The 18,373-nt window shown below is 68.3% G+C and carries 18 protein-coding genes; 7 read left to right on the top strand and 11 right to left on the bottom strand.

Translation table 11 applies throughout. From position 1 onward, the window contains the following. Positions 1–22: 22 nt before the first annotated feature. Positions 23–502: a VOC family protein gene (locus tag J2848_RS33185; protein WP_149235069.1), complete on the bottom strand. Its 480-nt coding sequence runs from the start codon at positions 500–502 to the stop codon at positions 23–25. A 288-nt stretch (positions 503–790) separates the two neighbouring features. Here J2848_RS33185 and J2848_RS33190 point away from each other — a divergent pair, with 288 nt between their 5' ends. Beyond that, positions 791–1,234 carry a VOC family protein gene (locus J2848_RS33190; protein ID WP_253568817.1) on the top strand — a complete coding sequence of 148 codons (444 nt, stop codon included), beginning with the start codon at positions 791–793 and terminating at the stop codon, positions 1,232–1,234. Between the two features lie 60 nt (positions 1,235–1,294). On the opposite strand, the gene J2848_RS33195 is transcribed toward J2848_RS33190, so the two are convergent. The 10 genes from J2848_RS33195 to J2848_RS33240 form a co-directional block, all read right to left on the bottom strand. Further along, on the bottom strand, positions 1,295–1,732 hold the full coding sequence (locus J2848_RS33195; RefSeq protein WP_149235068.1) for a CopD family protein: 438 nt from the start codon (positions 1,730–1,732) through the stop codon (positions 1,295–1,297). Between the two features lie 393 nt (positions 1,733–2,125). Next, positions 2,126–3,085, bottom strand: coding sequence for an isoaspartyl peptidase/L-asparaginase family protein (locus J2848_RS33200; protein ID WP_149235067.1), 960 nt, complete (start codon positions 3,083–3,085; stop codon positions 2,126–2,128). Between the two features lie 11 nt (positions 3,086–3,096). Continuing rightward, positions 3,097–3,930 carry a M55 family metallopeptidase gene (locus J2848_RS33205; RefSeq protein ID WP_149235066.1) on the bottom strand — a complete coding sequence of 278 codons (834 nt, stop codon included), beginning with the start codon at positions 3,928–3,930 and terminating at the stop codon, positions 3,097–3,099. Next, the gene (locus tag J2848_RS33210; RefSeq protein WP_149235065.1) at positions 3,927–5,021 is read right to left on the bottom strand and encodes a DmpA family aminopeptidase; all 1,095 of its coding nucleotides are present in this window, start codon (positions 5,019–5,021) and stop codon (positions 3,927–3,929) included. Before J2848_RS33210 ends, J2848_RS33205 begins: the two co-directional genes overlap by 4 nt. Further along, on the bottom strand, positions 4,996–5,886 hold the full coding sequence (locus tag J2848_RS33215; protein ID WP_149235064.1) for an ABC transporter permease subunit: 891 nt from the start codon (positions 5,884–5,886) through the stop codon (positions 4,996–4,998). The genes J2848_RS33210 and J2848_RS33215 overlap by 26 nt, the downstream gene beginning before the upstream one ends. After that, on the bottom strand, positions 5,883–6,803 hold the full coding sequence (gene gsiC, locus J2848_RS33220) for a glutathione ABC transporter permease GsiC (RefSeq protein ID WP_149235063.1): 921 nt from the start codon (positions 6,801–6,803) through the stop codon (positions 5,883–5,885). The genes J2848_RS33215 and gsiC overlap by 4 nt, the downstream gene beginning before the upstream one ends. 71 nt (positions 6,804–6,874) lie before the next feature. After that, the gene (locus J2848_RS33225; RefSeq protein ID WP_149235062.1) at positions 6,875–8,407 is read right to left on the bottom strand and encodes a glutathione ABC transporter substrate-binding protein; all 1,533 of its coding nucleotides are present in this window, start codon (positions 8,405–8,407) and stop codon (positions 6,875–6,877) included. 23 nt (positions 8,408–8,430) lie between these two features. After that, positions 8,431–10,347, bottom strand: coding sequence for an ABC transporter ATP-binding protein (locus J2848_RS33230; RefSeq protein WP_149235061.1), 1,917 nt, complete (start codon positions 10,345–10,347; stop codon positions 8,431–8,433). Next, a complete protein-coding gene (locus J2848_RS33235) occupies positions 10,344–11,189 on the bottom strand; it encodes a D-amino acid aminotransferase (protein WP_149235060.1) in 846 nt (281 codons plus the stop codon). Before J2848_RS33235 ends, J2848_RS33230 begins: the two co-directional genes overlap by 4 nt. Before the next feature lie 57 nt (positions 11,190–11,246). Then, positions 11,247–12,140 (bottom strand): MurR/RpiR family transcriptional regulator, encoded by an 894-nt coding sequence (locus J2848_RS33240; protein WP_149235059.1) that lies wholly within the window; start codon positions 12,138–12,140, stop codon positions 11,247–11,249. A gap of 256 nt (positions 12,141–12,396) precedes the next feature. On the opposite strand from J2848_RS33240, the gene fliG reads away from it, so the two are divergent. The 6 genes from fliG (at position 12,397) to J2848_RS33270 (ending at position 18,354) form a co-directional block, all read left to right on the top strand. After that, positions 12,397–13,419 carry a flagellar motor switch protein FliG gene (gene fliG / locus J2848_RS33245; protein ID WP_149235058.1) on the top strand — a complete coding sequence of 341 codons (1,023 nt, stop codon included), beginning with the start codon at positions 12,397–12,399 and terminating at the stop codon, positions 13,417–13,419. Positions 13,420–13,640: 221 nt separating this feature from the next. Beyond that, positions 13,641–14,651 (top strand): TRAP transporter substrate-binding protein, encoded by a 1,011-nt coding sequence (locus J2848_RS33250; protein ID WP_149235057.1) that lies wholly within the window; start codon positions 13,641–13,643, stop codon positions 14,649–14,651. Positions 14,652–14,751: 100 nt separating this feature from the next. After that, positions 14,752–15,261 carry a TRAP transporter small permease gene (locus J2848_RS33255; protein WP_149235056.1) on the top strand — a complete coding sequence of 170 codons (510 nt, stop codon included), beginning with the start codon at positions 14,752–14,754 and terminating at the stop codon, positions 15,259–15,261. Between the two features lie 3 nt (positions 15,262–15,264). Next, the gene (locus J2848_RS33260) at positions 15,265–16,566 is read left to right on the top strand and encodes a TRAP transporter large permease (RefSeq protein ID WP_149235055.1); all 1,302 of its coding nucleotides are present in this window, start codon (positions 15,265–15,267) and stop codon (positions 16,564–16,566) included. A 10-nt stretch (positions 16,567–16,576) separates the two neighbouring features. Continuing rightward, entirely contained in the window at positions 16,577–17,296 is a 720-nt protein-coding gene (pxpB, locus tag J2848_RS33265; protein WP_149235054.1) for a 5-oxoprolinase subunit PxpB, read from the top strand. Continuing rightward, entirely contained in the window at positions 17,296–18,354 is a 1,059-nt protein-coding gene (locus J2848_RS33270) for a 5-oxoprolinase subunit C family protein (RefSeq protein ID WP_149235053.1), read from the top strand. The genes pxpB and J2848_RS33270 overlap by 1 nt, the downstream gene beginning before the upstream one ends. Positions 18,355–18,373 lie beyond the last annotated feature (19 nt).

Genomic DNA, 18,373 nt, shown 5'->3' on the forward strand with positions numbered 1-18,373 from the left:
GCAGATGTGTCCCATAAGCCCCTCACCCCCTCCGAGCCGCCTCAATTGCCGCCACGTCGATCTTCGTCATCCCCATCATCGCCTCGAAGGCCCGCTTGGCCTCCTCCCCGCCCGCCGCCAGCGCATCCGTCAGCACGCGGGGCGTGATCTGCCAGGAGATGCCCCAGCGGTCCTTGCACCAGCCGCAGGCGCTCTCCTGGCCGCCGTTGCCGACGATGGCGGTCCAATAGCGGTCGGTCTCCTCCTGGTCGTCGGTGGCGATCTGGAACGAGAAGGCTTCGCTATGCTTGAAGGCCGGGCCGCCATTCAGGCCGAGGCAGGGGAGGCCGGCGACGGTGAACTCGACCGTCAGAACGTCGCCCGCCTTGCCGGACGGGTAGTCGGCGGGGGCGTGGTGGACGGCGGTCACCGCGCTGTCGGGGAAGGTCGCGGCGTAGAAGCGGGCGGCGGCTTCGGCGTCCTTGTCGTACCAGAGGCAGATCGTGGTCTTGGCGACGGTCATGGCTTGTCCTTTCGCGCTGAAACCGGTTCCGGTCCGGGGCTCTGTCCTGCCGGGCAAGATTTTACCACCACACATGTCACGATGGCGATAGGCCCGGCTTCGAAGGGCGCCGTTCTTGACCGCCCTCCGCCCAGGGCCTAGGATCCCACCGTCTGAAACAGGTCAGGTTCGGGACGGTTGGCCCGGCCCCCGCCGAGCGGGTCCTTCCGTTGCCCAAGGGAACAGCCCGGGGGCAACGGCCCAAGACTATCAGGGCGCGTGCAAGACGCAGGCGCCGATAGCAGGGACATGGACATGAAAGCGGACATGAAGCCGAGAATTTCCGTTCTGACGCTGGGCGTCGCCGATCTCGACCGGGCGCTCGCCTTCTATCGCGATGGCCTCGGCCTGCCCACCGACGGTATCGTCGGCCGCGAGTTCGAGCATGGCGCGGTCGCCTTCTTCGACCTGTCCGGCGGACTGAAGCTGGCGATCTGGGCACAGGACGACATCTGCCACGACACCGGCCTGGCCAAGACTCCCGTCAGTTCCACCGCCGTCACCATCGGGCACAATGTCATGCTGAGGAGCGAGGTGGACGACCTGATGGCGGCGGCGGGACGGGCCGGCGCCGAGATCGTCAAGTCGCCGCAGGACACCTTCTATGGCGGCTATGCCGGATATTTCCGCGATCCGGACGGGCATCTGTGGGAGGTCGTCTGGAACCCCCACCTGCTCCCGGTCGAGGACTGACCGGGGGCCAGCGCCCGTCCGGCGGGCCGGGAAATGCTCCGGTCCGCTGGCCGGGGCGGCTCAATAGGGCTTCACCACCACCAGCGTCACGATGGCGATGGCCCCGGCGATCACCGCCAGCGGGGAGAAGCGCAGCAGCGGCGACACCGTCCGGACACCCGACTCAGGCGCCGCCTCGCCCAGCCGGCGCAGCCCGGCGGCGAGCTTGCCGTGCAGGGCGGACAGGGCGGTGACGATGATCACCTTCGCCACCAGCCATGGCTCGAAGCCCCAGCCGCCGACCACCACCAGCGTGATGCCAAGGATCCAGGCGAGCCCCATCGCCGGGGAGGTGACGCGGCGGTCCCAGCGGGCGGCGGCGCGCAGCAGGCGGGCCGGTCCCGGTTCGGCGGCGGTCGCCGGGTCCAGCGCGCTGATCAGAATGGCGGCGACGGACATTCCCGCGATCCACACCGTCACCGCCGTGACATGCAGCCCAATGATCCAGATGTAACCCACCGTCGCTCCTTCGCCAACGCAGCCCGGCCATCAGGCCGCGGCCGGGCGGGGATTGTAGCAGGATCGCGGCATCGGTGAACGCCCCGGCGGCAGTGCGGGATATGAAAATTATCCTACCGCGATCCCGGCCCCACGATCAGAATGGAGGCCCCGCGCCGCCACTCCCGAAGCCGTCCCATGCCTCCAACTCCCCTGCCCCCAACTCTTCTGCTGGCGTCTCCTACCGATCCCAGATCCGCTGGGCTGGCCTGCCGCCGCCTTTCCCGGCTTTGCACGGGAAAGGCGGGGCGGTGGACGGATGAAACAGTGAACACACCCCGGAAAAGCGTTTCACGGCGTTTCAAACGTTCCATTCGCCCCCGCCCCATCGGCAAGGCCGGCGGGACCGGAGGTTCAGCCGATCCGATAGCCCTCGCGGTGGATCGCCGTCATCGGCAGCCCCTCCGGACCGATGGCGCCGCGATACATGCCGGAACAGTTGAAGGGCAGCGCCATCCGGCCATCGCGATCGATGGCGACCAGACCGCCGGAGCCGCCGATCACCCCCAGCTCCGCCACCACGTCGCCGGCGGCGCGCTCCAAGCTCTGGCCGGCCCAGCGCATGCGGGCGTCGATCTCATGGGCGGCGCAGCGGCGGATGAAATGCTCGCCGTGGCCGGTGGCGGAGACGGCGCAGGTGATGTTGTCGGCGAAGGTGCCGGCGCCGATCACCGGGCTGTCGCCGACGCGGCCCTTGGCCTTGGCGGTCATGCCGCCGGTGGAGGTCGCGGCGGCGAGGTTGCCGTCGCGGTCGCGGGCGACGGCGCCGACGGTGCCGTGGCGGCGCTGCTCGTCACCGTCATCTGGGGTGCCGGAGCGGCGGCGCTCCAGCTCGGCCTGGAGGGCGTCCCAGCGCGGCTGGGTGAAGAAATACGGGCCTTCCTCCATCGCCAGACCCTGGCGGCGGCAGAGATCCAGTGCGCCCTCGCCGATCAGCAGGACATGCTCGCTGTGCTCCATCACCGCACGGGCGGCGAGGATGGGGTTGCGCGGGCCGAACAGGCCGGCCACCGCACCGGCGCCGCGGTCGCGGCCGTCCATGATGGCGGCATCCATCTCCTGCACGCCCTCGGCGGTGAAGACGGCGCCGCGGCCGGCGTTGAACAGCGGCTCGTCCTCCAGCGCCATGACGGCGGCGGTGACGGCGTCGAGCGCGCTGCCGCCGTCGGCCAGCACCTCGTGCCCGGCGGTGAGCGCCCGGCGCAGGCCGGCATGATAGCCCTCGGTCAGCACCGGGGTCAGGGCGCTGCGCTTGATGGTGCCGGCGCCGCCATGGATGGCCAGCGCGAAGGGCTGCGGTTCGGTGAAGGTCATGGGTGCGGCTCTCAGCGCAGGGCGGCCGACATGGCCGACAGGGTGTTGATCCAGCCGAGCACGCCGGCCATGCTGTCGGCCGGCAGTCGGATGGTGACGGGATCGAGGCGCTCCGAAACGGGGATCAACGACGCCAGATCGGCCAGCGCCGGGCCGTTCATCTCGATCTCCAGCCGGTAGGGCGCGCCATCGGCTTGCGGCGGGACGCGGAAGGGCGGGACGGTCGCGGCCCGGCGGACGGCGCGGGCCGACGCCTCGCGGATGCGGTCGCGGGCGACCGACGGCGCAACCGAGCGGGCGGCGCGCTGGCCAAGCGCCTGCTTGACCACCACCCGTTCGGACTCCGGGAACAGCGGCGCCATCTCGGCGGCGAAGCGGTCGTCGCCGCTCAGCAGGATCACCGGCACGCCGATCTCGCCGGCATAGGCGCCGTAATTGCCGGCCTCCCCCAGTTCCAGCCCGTTCACCCGGACGCGGCCGAAGGCGAAGCTGTTGGTGGTGTGGGCAAGGATGCCGTACTGGCGCGCCGAGCTGTGGAAGCCGACGCACATCACCCCGGCGGCGTCCGGCTCCAGCCCGGCGAACATGCCGATCGGCTTGGGGCGGCCCAGGATCAGCTCGGCGGCCGGATGCAGCTCGTCCGGCAGCAAATTGACCATCGGGCCGTGGCTGTCGTTCACCAGGATTTCGCTTGCCCCGGCCTCCAGCGCGCCTTCGATGGCGGCGTTGACCTCGGCGGTCATCAGGCGGCGGGCGCGCTCATATTCAGGATTGCCCTGCGTCACCTGCTGCTGGGAGACGACGCCCGCCACCCCTTCGATGTCGGCGGAGATGTAGATCTTCACTCTGTGCTCCCGGAGGTCAGCAGGTCGGACAGGCAGGGACGCGTGGCGCCGTCGCGGCCGACCACCGGCATGGCGGCGGCCAGCGCGTCGAGAACGGCTTCCTGCGTCGCATCGGCCATCGCCTCGAACAGGGCGTCGATGCGGCGCTCGTTCAGCATGCGCAGGGGGAGGAGGTCGGCCCGCTCGTCATGGTCGATGCGATTGGCGGTGGTGAAGCCCAGCGCGATGTCGCCGCTGCCATGGCCCCAGAAGGATCCCACCCGTGCCAGCCCGACCCCGGCGCGGCGGATCACCCGGCGCAGCTGGCGATGGTCGAGCGGCACGTCGGTGGCGGCGATGACGATGACGGAGCCCTTCTCCGGCGCATCGTCCTTTGCCGGCGGGGCGACGCGGCGGCCGTCGGGCAGGCGCAGCTCCCCCGGCCGGCCGAAATTCGCCAGCACCAGCACGCCCAGGTGATGGCGCTTGCCGTCCAGCTTGAGCCGGCGCGACGACGTGCCGATGCCGCCCTTGAAGCCGAAGCAGGACATGCCGCGACCGGCCCCGACCGAGCCGACCGCGACCTCCGCGCCGTCCTGTTCAGCCAGTGCGGCGGCGAGGGCGGCGGCGGCATGGGCCTCGGTCACCGCCAGGGCCTGGATGTCGTTCAGCGGGCCGTCGTTGCACTCCATCACCAGCGGATTGACGGTGGCGGTGGTGCGGCCGATGTCGGGGTTGGCGGCGATTGCGTGGCGGACCAGCGCCGTGGCGGCGGTGCCGACCGACAGGGTGTTGGTCAGCAGGATCGGCGTTTCCAGAGCGCCAAGTTCCTCCACCTGCATCAGCCCGACGCTCTTGCCGAAGCCGTTCAGCACCTCGGCGGCAGCGACGGGCTTGTCGCGGTAGAGGTTGCCGGCATGGGGCAGGATGGCGGTGACGCCGGTCTGGATGGCCCCCCCTTGGAACGTATTCTCATCCAGCGTGACATGGCCGACGCGCACGCCCGGCACGTCGGTGATGGCGTTGCGCGGCCCCGGCGTCAGCCGGCCGCAGGCGAGCCCGAGAGCCCGCGCGCGCTTGCCGCCTTCAGCGGAGCTTCGGGTCGAGGGCATCGCGCAATCCGTCGCCGAGCAAATTGAAGGCCAGCACCGTCAGGAAGATGGCAAGGCCGGGATAGAAGGTGACGTGGCTGGCAACGCCGATATAGCTGCGCCCGTCGGCCAGCATGGCGCCCCATTCCGGGCTGGGCGGCTGGGCGCCCAGACCGATGAAGCTGAGGCTCGCCGCCGTCAGGATCGAGGTGCCGATGCGCATGGAGACATAGACGATCACGCTGGGCAGCGTGCCCGGCAGGATGTGGCGGACCATCAGCAGCCGGTCGCGCACGCCGATGGCGCGGGCGGCGTCGACATAGACGGCCCGCTTCAGCGACAGCGTGCTGCCGCGCACCAGACGGGCGAAGACGGGGACGCTGAAGATCGCCACCCCATAGATGACATTCTCGACCCCCGGCCCGAGGACGGCGACGATGCCGATGGCCAGCAGGATGCCGGGGAAGGCCAGCAGCACGTCGCAGACGCGCATGATGAGGCTGTCGATCCAGCCGCCGCGGAAGCCGGCGATCAGCCCCAGCGCCACGCCGGCCCCCCCGCCGAGCAGGACCGACAGCAGCCCGACCGACAGCGAGATGCGGGCCCCCCACAGGATGCGGCTCAGGATGTCGCGGCCATAGGCGTCGGTGCCGGCCCAATGGCCCGCCGACGGTCCTTCCAGGATGCGGTCGTAATCGAAGGCCGCGGGGTCGAAGGGGGCGATCCAGGGGGCGGCGGCGGCGGCCAGCACCAGCGCCAGCAAACAGAAACCGGCCGCCATGGCGGTGCGGTTGCGCCGGAACTTGCGCCAGAACTCGCGCAGCGGCGAGCGGACGGCTTCGTGAGTGGCGGCGGCGGCCACGCCGGTTGCGTCTGTCGTGGTCATGAGTAGCGAATCTCGGGGTTGGCGAGGGCGTACAGCACGTCGACCAGCAGGTTGATGATGATGAACTCCAGCGAGAACAGCAGGATCTCCGCCTGGATGACGGTGTAGTCGCGGTAATTGACGCTATCGACCAGCAGCCGGCCCAGCCCCGGCCAGGAGAACACCGTCTCGACCACGATGGACCCGCCGAGCAGGAAGCCGAACTGCAGACCGACCATGGTGATGATCGGGATCAGCGCGTTGCGCAGCGTGTGCTTCCACACCACCAGCCGCGCCGGCACGCCCTTGGCCCGCGCGGTGCGGACGTAATCCTCGCGCGCGATCTCGATGAAGGCGGAGCGGGTGAAGCGCGCCATCACCGCGGCAACGCCGAGGCCGAGCGTCAGCGACGGCATGACGTAATGCTGCCACGTCCCGTAACCGCTGGTCGGCAGCCAGCCGAGCTTGACCGAGAACAGGTCGATCATCAGAAGGCCGAGCCAGAAGGACGGAAAGGCGATGCCCGACACCGCCACCACCATGCCGACATGGTCCTGCCAGCGTCCGCGCCTGGTGGCGGAGGCAACGCCAATCAGCAGCCCGGCCAGCGTCGCCCACACCATGGCGACCACGGTGAGGTAGAGGGTCGGCATGAAGCGTTCGCCGATCTCCTGCGACACCGGCCGCTTCGACTTCATCGACCGCCCGAACTCGCCCTGCACCGCATTGCCGAGGAAGCGGCCATACTGCACCCACAGCGGCTGGTCGAGGCCGAGATCCTGGCGCACCAGTTCGACGTCGCGCTGGGTCGCATCCGGCCCGGCGACCAGCCGCGCCGGATCGCCCGGCAGCAGATGGACGAAGCCGAAGACGAAGACGGAGATCACCAGCAGAACCGGCAGGATGCCGGCAATACGGCCGACGAGATATTTCAGCATGAGGCAGAGGTCCTGGGTAGGCAGAGAAAAGATGCCCTCTCCCCCTGGGGAGAGGGCATTTCACACTCACATCACTGCAGGTCGGCCTCTTCCATCTGCAGGCCGCCGTCGGCGACGTAGTAGAAGCCGGTCAGCTTCTTCGACTTGCCGGCCAGCAGATTCTCGACGCCGAGGAAGATCCAGGGCGCGTCCTTCCAGATCTGCTCCTGGGCGACGCGGTAGGCCTCGGCGCGCTTGGCGTCGTCGGCGGTGGCGATGCCGGCCTCGATGGCGGTGTCGACCGTGTCGTTCTTGTAGTAGGCGACGTTGTAGAACTTCGGCGGGAAGCCCTTGCCCCACAGCAGCGGACGCAGCCCCCAGTCGGCGTCGCCGGTCGAGGCCGACCAGCCGCTGTAGTTCATCTGGACGGTCGCATCCTCCGGCTTCTCGACGCTCCAGATGCGGGCGGTCTCGACGCCGGATTCAAGCGGCGTGACGGTCAGCTTGACGCCGATCTGCGACAGCTGCTGCTGCACAAACTGCATGCCGCGGATGAAGTTGGTGCTGTTGCGGCCGAACATCTCGGCCTCGAAGCCGTTCGGATAACCGGCCTCGGCCAGCAGCGCCTTCGCCTTGGCAAGGTCATAGGTGTACTGGTTGGGCTGGGTGACATGGAAGCCCAGCTTGGACGGGATCGCCGAATCCAGCGGGCCGGCATAGCCGCGATAGACCACCTTGGCGTAGGCGTTCTTGTCGATGGCGTAGTTCAGCGCCTGACGGACGCGCGGGTCGTTGAACGGCTTCTTCATGGTGTTGAGCGCCACGTAGCGGGCGACGATCGACGGCGCGTCGATCAGTTCCAGCTGGTTGTTGGCCTCCACCATCTTCACCATCTCGGACGGCAGCGGATAGATGAACTGCGCCTCGTTGGTCTGGAGCATGGCGATGCGGCTGCCGTTCTCCGGCACGCTCTTCAGCGTGACGTGGTCGATCTTCGGCAGGCCCGGCTTCCAGTACTTGTCGTTCTTCTCGACCTTCAGCGTGTCCGCTTCCCAGCTGACGAACTTGTAGGGGCCGGTGCCGACCGGGTGGCGGCCGATCTCCTTGCCGTAGGTCTCCAGCGCCTTCGGGCTGTGGATCATCGCCCCCGGGTGGGCGAGGTTGTTGTTCAGCGCGCCGAAGGGCTGGGCCAGCTTCAGCGTGATGGTGTAGTCGTCGACCACCACCGTCTCGGCCAGCATCGCCAGCAGGCTCTGGCGCTTCAGCCGGTTGGCCGGGTTGGCGAGGCGGTCGAAATTGGTCTTCACCGCCTGGGCGTTGAAGGGCGTGCCGTCATGGAAGGTGACGTTCTTGCGCAGGCGGTAGGTATATTCGGTGGCGGTGTCGTTGACGGTGAAGCTCTCCGCCAGCAGCGGGACCAGCTTCATGTCCTTGTCGAAGCCGAACAGGCCCTGCAGCATGGTGCGGCTGGCCGACTGCGACAGGGTGTCGTTGATGTCGGCCGGATCCAGCGTGGTGATGTTGTCGGGCAGGCCGACGACCAGATCCTTGGCGGCGAAGGCCGGACCGGCCAGCGCGGTGCCGGCGAGCAGGCCGGCGAGAAGCGGAAGGACGAAGCGGTTCACGTGTAGACTCCCTGTTTTTTGGTTCAGAAATCGCCACCAACAGCGTGGCGGGCGACGAAATGGTCCTCGCCGACCGGCACCAGCGGCTGTACCGCCGGCTCGTCGCCGATGCTGCGGATCGGGCTCGGGATCTCGCCGGTCAGCAGCCGCAGGTCGCGGGTGCGGCGGCTGGGATCGGCGATCGGTACCGCCGCCATCAGGCGGCGGGTGTAGGGGTGCTGCGGATTCTCGAACACCGCCCGGCGCGGGCCGAGTTCGACGATCTGGCCGAGATACATGACGGCGACGCGGTGGCTGACCCGCTCCACCACCGCCATGTCGTGGCTGATGAACAGGTAGGACAGGCCGCGCTTCGCCTGGAGTTCCATTAGCAGATTGACGATTTGCGCCTGGATCGACACGTCGAGCGCCGCCACCGCCTCGTCGGCGATGATCAGCTTGGGATCGCAGGCGAGCGCACGGGCGATGCAGATGCGCTGGCGCTGTCCGCCGGAGAACTCGTGCGGATAGCGGCGCGCATGCTCCGGCTTGAGGCCCACCTGGGTCAGCAGTTCGGCCACACGCTCCTCAACGGCGCGGCGGCGCGACAGGCCCGGCTTGGAGGTGGGCACATAGTCATGGACCAGCATCGGCTCGGCGACGCTGAAGCCGACGGTCATGCGCGGGTTCAGCGAGGCGAAGGGATCCTGGAAGATGTACTGGATCTTCTCCTTCAGCTTGGCCTGACCGTTGGAATCCAGGGTCGCGGTGTCGACGCCGTCGAAACGGATGGTTCCGGAAGTGGCGGACTGCAGCCCCATGATGGTGCGGCCGGTGGTCGACTTGCCGCAGCCGGACTCGCCGACCAGCGCCAGCGTCTCGCCCGGACGCACGGCGAAGCTGACCTTCTCCACCGCATGGACGCGGGCCTTCAACGAGCCGAAGATGCCCTTGCGCACGTCGAAGCGGGTGGTGAGGTCGCGTACTTCCAGCAACGGGGCATCGGCGGCACGCACGGTGTCCTGCACCGGCGGCGGAGCCGGAGGAGCAGCCTCCGCCTTGGCGTCATCCACCACCAGCAGCGGGAAACGCACCGGCAGGTCCTGGCCACGCAGCGCGCCCAGCTTCGGCACCGCCGACAGCAGCGCCTTGGTGTAGGGGTGCTGCGGCGCCTGGAAGATGCGCTCGACAGTCCCCTCCTCCACCTTGCGGCCGCGCCACATCACGACGACGCGGTCGGCAACCTCCGCCACCACGCCCATGTCGTGGGTGATGAAGATGACGCCCATCCCCATCTCGTCCTGCAACAGGCGGATCAGCCGCAGGATCTGTGCCTGGATGGTGACGTCGAGCGCCGTGGTCGGCTCGTCGGCGATCAGCAGCGAGGGCCGGCAGGACAGCGCCATGGCGATCATCACGCGCTGGCGCATGCCACCCGACAGCTGATGCGGGTGGCGGTCGAGCAGCCGGGCCGGTTCAGGAATGCGGACCTTTTCCAGCATGCGCAGGGCTTCATCTCGCGCCGCCTTGCGGTCGAGGCCCTGGTGCAGCATCACCGCCTCGGCGATCTGGTCGCCGATGGTGAAGACCGGGTTCAGCGACGTCATCGGTTCCTGGAAGACCATGGCGATGTCGTTGCCGCGCATGTCGGTCAGCGATTCCGCCGGGGGCGTCGCGAGGTCGCGTTCGCGCCCGTCGCGGCCCTTGAAGCGGATGCGCCCGCCGACGATGCGGCCGCCGGCATAATCGACCAGACGCATCAGCGACAGCGAGGTCACCGACTTGCCGCTGCCGGACTCGCCGACGATGGCGACCGTCTCGCCCGGCGCCACGGTGAAGCTGACGTCATCGACCACCCGCACGGGACCATGCTCGCCATCGAAGGCGACGCTCAACCCTTCGACCGACAGCAGGGCCGGCGCGGCGTCGACCGCCTTTGCAGCGGCGGCGGCACCCCTCATCGGCCAAGCCTTTCGGCGAACAGAGCGAACAGGCGGCGCCACACCATGCCCGGCGCACCACTGCCGACCGGCTTGCCGTTCAGGCTGGTGACCGGGGTGATCTCCTTGGTGGTGCTGGCGATCCAGATTTCGTCGGCGGTCTCAAGCTCCGCTGCCGGGATGTCGCGCTCAACCAATTGTAGGCCGGCCTCGGCCGCCAGCCGCAGGATCACGGTGCGGGTGATGCCCTGGAGGATCCGGTTGTCGTTGACCGGCGTGGCGACGACGCCATCCTTGACCACGAAGATGTTGGTGGCGGCGCCCTCGGTCACCAGACCGTCGCGCAGTTGCAGGGCATCGATCACGCCAGCATCGGTCGCCGCCTGCTGAGCCAGCACACTGCCCAGCAGCGCCACCGTCTTCAGGTCGCAGCGGCCCCAGCGGATGTCGGGAATGGTGATGGCGGCCACACCCTGGTCGCGCCAAGCCGCGGGCGGGCGCTTCAACGGGCTGACCATGCCGAAGACCGACGGGGTGACGCCGGCCGGGAAGGCATGGCCGCGGCTGGATGCTGCACCGCGGGTGACCTGGAGATAGACGGTCAGGTCGCCGTCGAAGCCGGATTCGGCCGCGAGCCGCTCCATGATCCCCATCCAGTCGCCGGCCGACAGGGCACAGTCGATGCGCAGCTCGGACAGGCCCCGCTGAAGGCGGGCGATGTGGGCCTCCGGCTCGAACAGGCGGCCGTTGTAGGCGGCGGTCACCTCATAGAGGCCGTCGGCGAACAGGAAACCGCGGTCCAGCGGCGACACTTGGACCTCGTCCAACGGCAGGTAACGCCCGTTCCAATAGGAGATCGTCATCGCTTTCCAACTTCTCTGGCGCGTGGGTAAGGAGGCCCCGGTTCGGTCCGGTCGGGGTCAGTCGGGTTGCCGGTTCGATTTCGGCACGATGTGGAGGTAGGGCAGGATGCGTTCGGCGACGTCGGCGGCCTGACCAACGCTGTCGGGACCGGAGCGCGACAGCGCGGTGCCCAGCGCCACGATCAGCGCCATCAGCCCGGTGGGGGAGCTGTGGCGCACGCCATGGTCGGCCCCAGCCAGCAGGGTGACGTCGGCCAGCGGCACGATCGGGCTGTCCGGCGCGTCGGTCAGCGCGATGGCCTTCGCTCCGCGCTCCCGGCACAGTTGCAGATGCTCGATGGTCCGGCGCGAATAGCGCGGCGAAGTGATGGCGATCACCAGATCGCCCGGCCGCATCGTCATCAGCCGGCGGATGTTGCGCTCGGTGCCGGCGAACTCGATGGCCTCGCGGACATTGTCGACATAGGGCTCCAGCACGTCGGCCAGGAACAGCGCGAGATAGGCGCTGTCGCCGAGACCCAGCGCCACGACGCGGCCCGCCTCGCGGATCAGGCGGATGGCGGCCTCGCACTGTTCGGGTTGGAGCAGATCCATGGTGCGGGTGATGTTGCCGGCGTCGCTGGCCAGCGATTCCCGCATGATCTCGGCATTCGAGGTGTCGCGCTGGACCGCAACGCGCAGCTTCTCCACCGGCGCGAAGGTGGATTCGAAGGCGCGCAGCAGATCCTCGCGGAACTCCGGATAGCCGTCGTAGCCGAGGAAACGGGCATAGCGGTTGACCGACGCCACCGACACTTCGGCCGCCGCCGCCAGTTCGCCGATCTTCAGGGTCGCGGTGCGGAAGGGATAGGCCAGCGCCCAGGCGCCCACCTTGGCGAGCGCGGCCGGAAGCTGCTGCTGGCAGTTCTGCATGCGGATCAGCAGCGATCCCGTCTGAATGGGCAGCTCCATCCCCCGATATCCCTTCGCAGCGTCGGCACGGCCCTGATGAGCAGAAAGTTACAGAAATGGCATCTTTCTGTAAATCCATTTTCACATATGGGCGTATGAGTGTCCCCGCCGCAGATGGCGACGGCCCGCCGAAACGGCAGCATGTTGCGACGCAATCGCCTCTTTCGAACTTCCCTACGGTCTTCGTTATCGTTTGTTAACGATGTTTGCCGCAATCATCGCGCATCATCGGATTAGCACGTCATGAAGGGTAGCAATGGCTCAGAAGGTTCGTGAGGACTACCGGACCCTCACCGGCCCGGAAAAGGCCGCCATCATGATGCTTGCGCTGGGTGAAGAACATTCGTCCAAGCTGTTCTCGATGATGGACGACGAGGAGATCAAGGAACTGTCCCAGGTGATGGCGAACCTGGGCACCGTGTCGGCCAACCTGATCGAGCGGCTGTTCGTCGAGTTCGCCGAGCAGATGTCGTCGAGCGGCACCGTCGTCGGCTCCTTCGATTCGACCGAGCGGCTGCTGCTGAAGACCCTGCCGAAGGACAAGGTCGACCAGATCATGGAGGACATCCGTGGTCCGGCCGGCCGAACCATGTGGGACAAGCTGACCAACGTGAATGAGTCGGTTCTGTCCAACTATCTGAAGAACGAATATCCGCAGACCGTCGCCGTCGTCCTGTCCAAGATCCGCTCCGACCATGCCGGCCGCGTCCTGGCCCAGCTGCCGGAAAGCTTCGCCATGGAGGTCATCATGCGCATGCTGCGTATGGAGGCGGTGCAGAAGGAGGTTTTGGACGATGTCGAGCGCACGCTGCGCACCGAGTTTATGACCAACCTCGCCCGCACCAGCCGGCGCGACAGCCACGAGATGCTGGCGGAGATCTTCAACGGGCTGGACCGCACCACCGAGCATCGCTTCATGGCGGCGCTGGAGGAACGCAACCGCGACAGCGCCGAGCGCATCAAGTCGCTGATGTTCACCTTCGAGGATCTGTCGAAGCTCGACCCTACCGGCGTACAGACGATGCTGCGCACGGTCGACAAGCAGAAGCTGGGCACCGCGCTGAAGGGAGCGTCGGAGTCGCTGAAGGACCTGTTCTTCTCCAACATGTCCGAGCGCGCCGCCAAGATCCTGCGCGAGGACATGGCCGCCATGGGTCCGGTCCGCGTCCGCGACGTGGACGAGGCGCAGATGTACATGGTGCAGCTGGCGAAGGATCTGGCCGCCCGCGGCGAACTGGTCCTGGCCGAGGGCAGCGGCGAGAACGAGCTGATCTACTGACCCGTCGCGGCTGCTCCCCTCCACAAGCAATCGGCGATAAGCAGCGGACAGCGCTGACTTTTTTCCGCGCCCCCTCACACGGGGTTTGACGGAAGGTCCGGAACGGTGAACCCTTGGTGTCCGAAAAAGGGCGGGATCAGGGGGCGTCTTCCGCTCCCGTCCGACCGGCCAGAAGGCCGGCGGGTGCCGCATCGGCCAATAACAGGGAGCTTCCGAACATCATGACCGCTGACACGCTGCAATCCCGTCTCATCGGCCGGGTGGCCGGTCCGATCGTCGCCGGCCTGCTGGGTCTGGGCGTCGCCGCCGGGCCGCTGGCGGCCGCAGCCGAGACCTGGGACATGCCGACGCCGTACCCGGACACGAACCTGCACACCATCGTGGTGAAGCAGTTCGCCGACGACGTGAAGGCGGCCACCGCCGGCAAGATCCAGATCACCGTCCATTCCAACGGCTCGCTGATCCGCCATCCGGAGATCAAGCGCGCGGTCCAGTCCGGGCAGGCCCAGCTGGGCGAGGTGCTGATCAGTTCCTGGGCGAACGAGGATCCGCTCTACGGCCTCGATTCGGTGCCCTTCCTCGCCACCGACTTCAAGTCGGCGCACAAGCTGTACGAGGTCTCCAAGCCCTATCTGGAAAAGAAGCTGGAGCGCCAGCGCCTGAAACTGCTCTATTCGATCCCGTGGCCGCCGCAGGGCCTCTATGTGAAGGACGAGATCCAGTCGGTCGAAGGGCTGAAGAGCCAGAAGTTCCGCGCCTACAACCCCGCCACCACCCGCATCGCCGAACTGAGCGGCGCTATCCCGGTGAAGATCGAGGCGGCCGAAGTGGCGCAGGCCTTCGGCACCGGCATCGTCACCGCGATGATCACGTCGGCCGCCACCGGTGTCGACACCAAGGCCTGGGACTTCGTGAAGGTCTATTACGACGTCCAGGCCTGGCTGCCGCGCAACATGGTGTTCGTCAACGCCGAGGTGTGGAAGGGGCTGGACGCCGGCACCCAGAAGGCGATCCAGGACGCCGCGGCGAAGGCCGAGGCGACCGGCTGGGCCGAGTGGGAGAAGAAGACGGCCGATCTGAACAAGACGATGGCCGACAATGGCATGAAGGTGCTGCCGCCATCCGACAAACTGAAGGAAGGCCTATCCGCCATCGGCAAGACCATGACCGCGGAATGGACCAAGGCCGCCGGTGCCGATGGCGAGGCGATCATCTCCGCCTTCGGCAAGTAACCGGTCCGGATGGCTCCGGCCGGCGCCGCCACCACGGGGTAGCCGGCCGGCCCCCTCCGCGCCCCTTCGCTCCGCTCCGACCGCAGGAGGTGGTTGCGCCATGCGCACCGCACTGTCCATCCTTTACCGCGCCGCCGAGATCCTGGGCGCGGTCCTGCTTGCCGCCATCGCCGTCCTGATCGTGACGCAGGTGGCCTCCCGATTGCTCGACCGCATGGTGCCGGGGGCCGACGAGCTTGCCGGCTACTGCATGGCGGCGTCCTTCTTCCTGATGCTGGGACCGGCGCTGCGCCGCGGCGCGCATATCCGCGTCGGCGTGCTGGTGGAGCGGCTGAACGGCACCGCCCGCCGCGTCATGGAGTTGCTGTGCCTCGGCTTCGCCACCGCGCTCAGCAGCTATTTCGCCTGGTACTGGCTGCGCATGACTTACGATTCCTATGATTTTGGCGATCTCAGCCAGGGCGTGCTGCCGGTCCCGCTGTGGATGCCGCAGGCGCTGATGGCGGTGGGTTTGGTGGTGCTGGTCATCGCCCTGATCGACGATCTGCTGGCCGTGCTGGCGGGGCGCGACGCCTCCTACCAGCATGCCGGCATGCAGAGCGAGGGCTGAGCGATGGATCAGACGACCGCATCCATCGTCGTCGTGGTGACGATGTTCCTGATGCTGGGGGCCGGCGTGTGGGTGGCGCTGGCGCTGGCCGGCGTCGGCTTCGTCGCCATGGCGCTGTTCACCGCAAGGCCGGTGGGCATGGTGATGGCGACCAACATCTGGGGGGCCAGCACCTCCTGGACGCTGACGGCCTTGCCGCTGTTCATCTGGATGGGCGAGATCCTGTTCCGCACCCGCATCTCGTCCGACATGTTCAAGGGGCTGGCACCCTGGACCGGCTGGCTGCCCGGCCGGCTGATGCATGTGAACATCATCGGCTGCTCGATCTTCGCCGCGGTCTCCGGGTCCTCGGCCGCCACCGCCGCCACCATCGGCCGCATGACGATCCCGGAACTGAACCGGCGCGGCTACGACCCGATGATGACGCTGGGCTCGCTGGCCGGCGCCGGCACGCTGGGCCTGCTGATCCCGCCGTCGATCATCATGATCGTCTACGGCGTCGCCGCCGACGTGTCGATCGCCCGGCTGTTCATTGCCGGCGTCATTCCCGGCATCGTCCTGACCGGCCTGTTCATGCTGTATGTCGGCGGCTGGTCGCTGCTGAACCCCGGCCGGGTGCCGCCGCCTGAGCCATCGCAGAGCTTCGCGGCAAAGATCCGCGACACCGGCGCGCTGATCCCGGTGGTGATGCTGATCACCGCGGTCCTGGGCTCCATCTATGTCGGCATCGCCACCCCGACGGAGGCCGCCGGCATCGGCGTGCTCGGTTCGCTGGTGCTGGCGCTGGTGACCGGCACGCTGAGCTGGACGACCTTCCGCGACAGCCTGTTCGGCGCCGCCCACACCTCCTGCATGATCGGCTTCATCCTGGCAGGTGCGGCTTTCCTGACGGTGGCGATGGGCTACACCGGCATCCCGCGCCTGCTGGCCGAATGGATCACCACCATGCAGTTGTCGCCGGCGGCGCTGCTGGTGGCGCTGACCGCCTTCTTCGTCGTGATGGGCTGCTTCCTCGACGGCATCTCGATGGTCGTGCTGACCACCTCGGTCATCCTGCCGATGGTGCAGCGGGCGGGCATCGACCTGCTGTGGTTCGGCATCTACATCATCATCGTGGTGGAGATGGCCCAGATCACCCCGCCGGTCGGCTTCAACCTGTTCGTGCTGCAATCGATGACCGGCAAGGACATCTTCACCATCGGCAAGGCCAGCCTGCCCTTCTTTCTGCTGATGGTGGTGATGGTCGCTCTGCTGTGGGTGTTCCCCGGCATGGTGTCCTGGCTGCCCTCGATGATGATCGGCTGAGGAGAAAGGCGTGGAGGTCCGTTTCACCAGTTCCGGCGATACCGCTTTCAACGTCGAGTTCGGCGAGGCCATCGACCGGGCGACCAACGCCCGCGTCATGGCCCTGCACGCCCGGCTGAAGGCCGCCCCGCCGCCGGGGCTGGTGGAGACGGTGCCGACCTTCCGTTCGCTGCTGGTGGTCTACGATCCCGTCGCCACCAGCCGCCGGGAGATGCAGGCGGCTGTGGAGACGGTGCTGGCCGACAGCGACACCGCTCCGGGGGACGGGCGGCTGTGGCGCCTGCCGGTCTGCTACGACCCGGACCTCGGCGCCGATCTGGCGGAATTGGCGGACGCGCTGGGCCTGACCATGGAGCGGGTGGCGGCGCTGCACGGATCGGCCGAGTATTTCGTCTACATGCTCGGCTTCATGCCGGGCTTCGGCTACATGGGCGACCTGCCGGTGGAGCTGGACCGGCCGCGCCGGAGCGAACCGCGGGTGCGGGTGCCGGCCGGCTCCGTCGCCGTCGCCGGGCGGCTGACCACCGTCTATCCCTGGGAGAGCCCCGGCGGCTGGCACCTGATCGGCCGCTGTCCGGTGCCGCTCTATGACGGCGGCCGGCCCGATCCGGTTCTGCTGGCGGCCGGTGACCGGGTGCGTTTCGAGGCGGTGGACCGCGCCACCTTCGACGGAATCGCGGAGGCCGTCGGCACCGGCTGCTTCGATCCCGCCAGCCTGAGGGCGGCGTGATGGCCGCCTTTCTCACAGTGATCCAGCCGGGCCTGTTCGCGACGGTCCAGGATTTGGGACGCTTCGGCTTCCAGGAACTCGGCATGCCGGTGGCTGGCGCGCTCGACCCGGTGGCCCTGCGGCTGGCCAATGCACTGGTCGGCAATCCGCTGGGGATGGCCGGATTGGAGATCGCCCTGCTCGGCCCTGCCCTGCGGGTGGATGCGCCCTCCGTCCGCATCGCCGCGGTCGGTCCGCTGACCATGACTCTGGAGCGGCTGGACGCCGCCCCGCAACCACTCGCTCCCCACCGCAGCCACACCCTGCATCAGGGCGACGTGCTGCGGCTGGGCGCGGTGGATGGGGCCTCCGTTGCCTGTCTGGCGGTGGCCGGCGGCTTCGCGCTGGCCCCGGTGATGGGCAGCCTGTCCAGCTATGTGCGCGCTGGCATCGGCCCGCTGGGCGGGCGGCCGCTGACCGAGGGAGACCGGCTGCCGCTGGCCCGTGACGGCGCCCCCGACGGGCCGGACGTCGAACTGCCGCAGCCACCGGATTACGGTGCCGGACCGCTGCGCGTCGTGCCGGGACCGCAGGAGGACCGCTTCACCGAAGCGGCACTGAAGACTTTCCTGTCCGCGACCTACCGCGTCGGCAGCCAAGCCGACCGCATGGGCCTGCGGTTGGACGGACCGGCGCTGGAGCATCGCGGCTCCGCCGACATCCCGTCGGACGGGCTGGTCACCGGCTCCATCCAGGTGCCGGGCAACGGGCAGCCGATCCTGCTGCTGAACGACCACCAGACGGCCGGCGGCTATGCCAAGATCGCCACGGTGATCTCGGCCGACCTGCCCCGCGCCGGCCGCCTGCGCCCCGGCGACGGCCTGTCTTTCCAGGCGGTGACGGTGGAGGCCGCCGAAGCGATGCGCCGCAGCCGGGAACAGGCCATCGCCGGCTGGATCCGCGCCATCCGCCCGGTGCGCCCGGCCGGTGGCATCGACCTGGAGGCGCTCTATGCCGAGAATCTGATCTCCGGCACCGTAGACATCGTCAATGGCGGCAGCGATCTGCCCCTGCTGTGACGCGTCCGCCCCCCGATCG

It is taken from the genome of Azospirillum lipoferum (genome assembly GCF_024170005.1).
GTDB lineage: Bacteria > Pseudomonadota > Alphaproteobacteria > Azospirillales > Azospirillaceae > Azospirillum > Azospirillum lipoferum.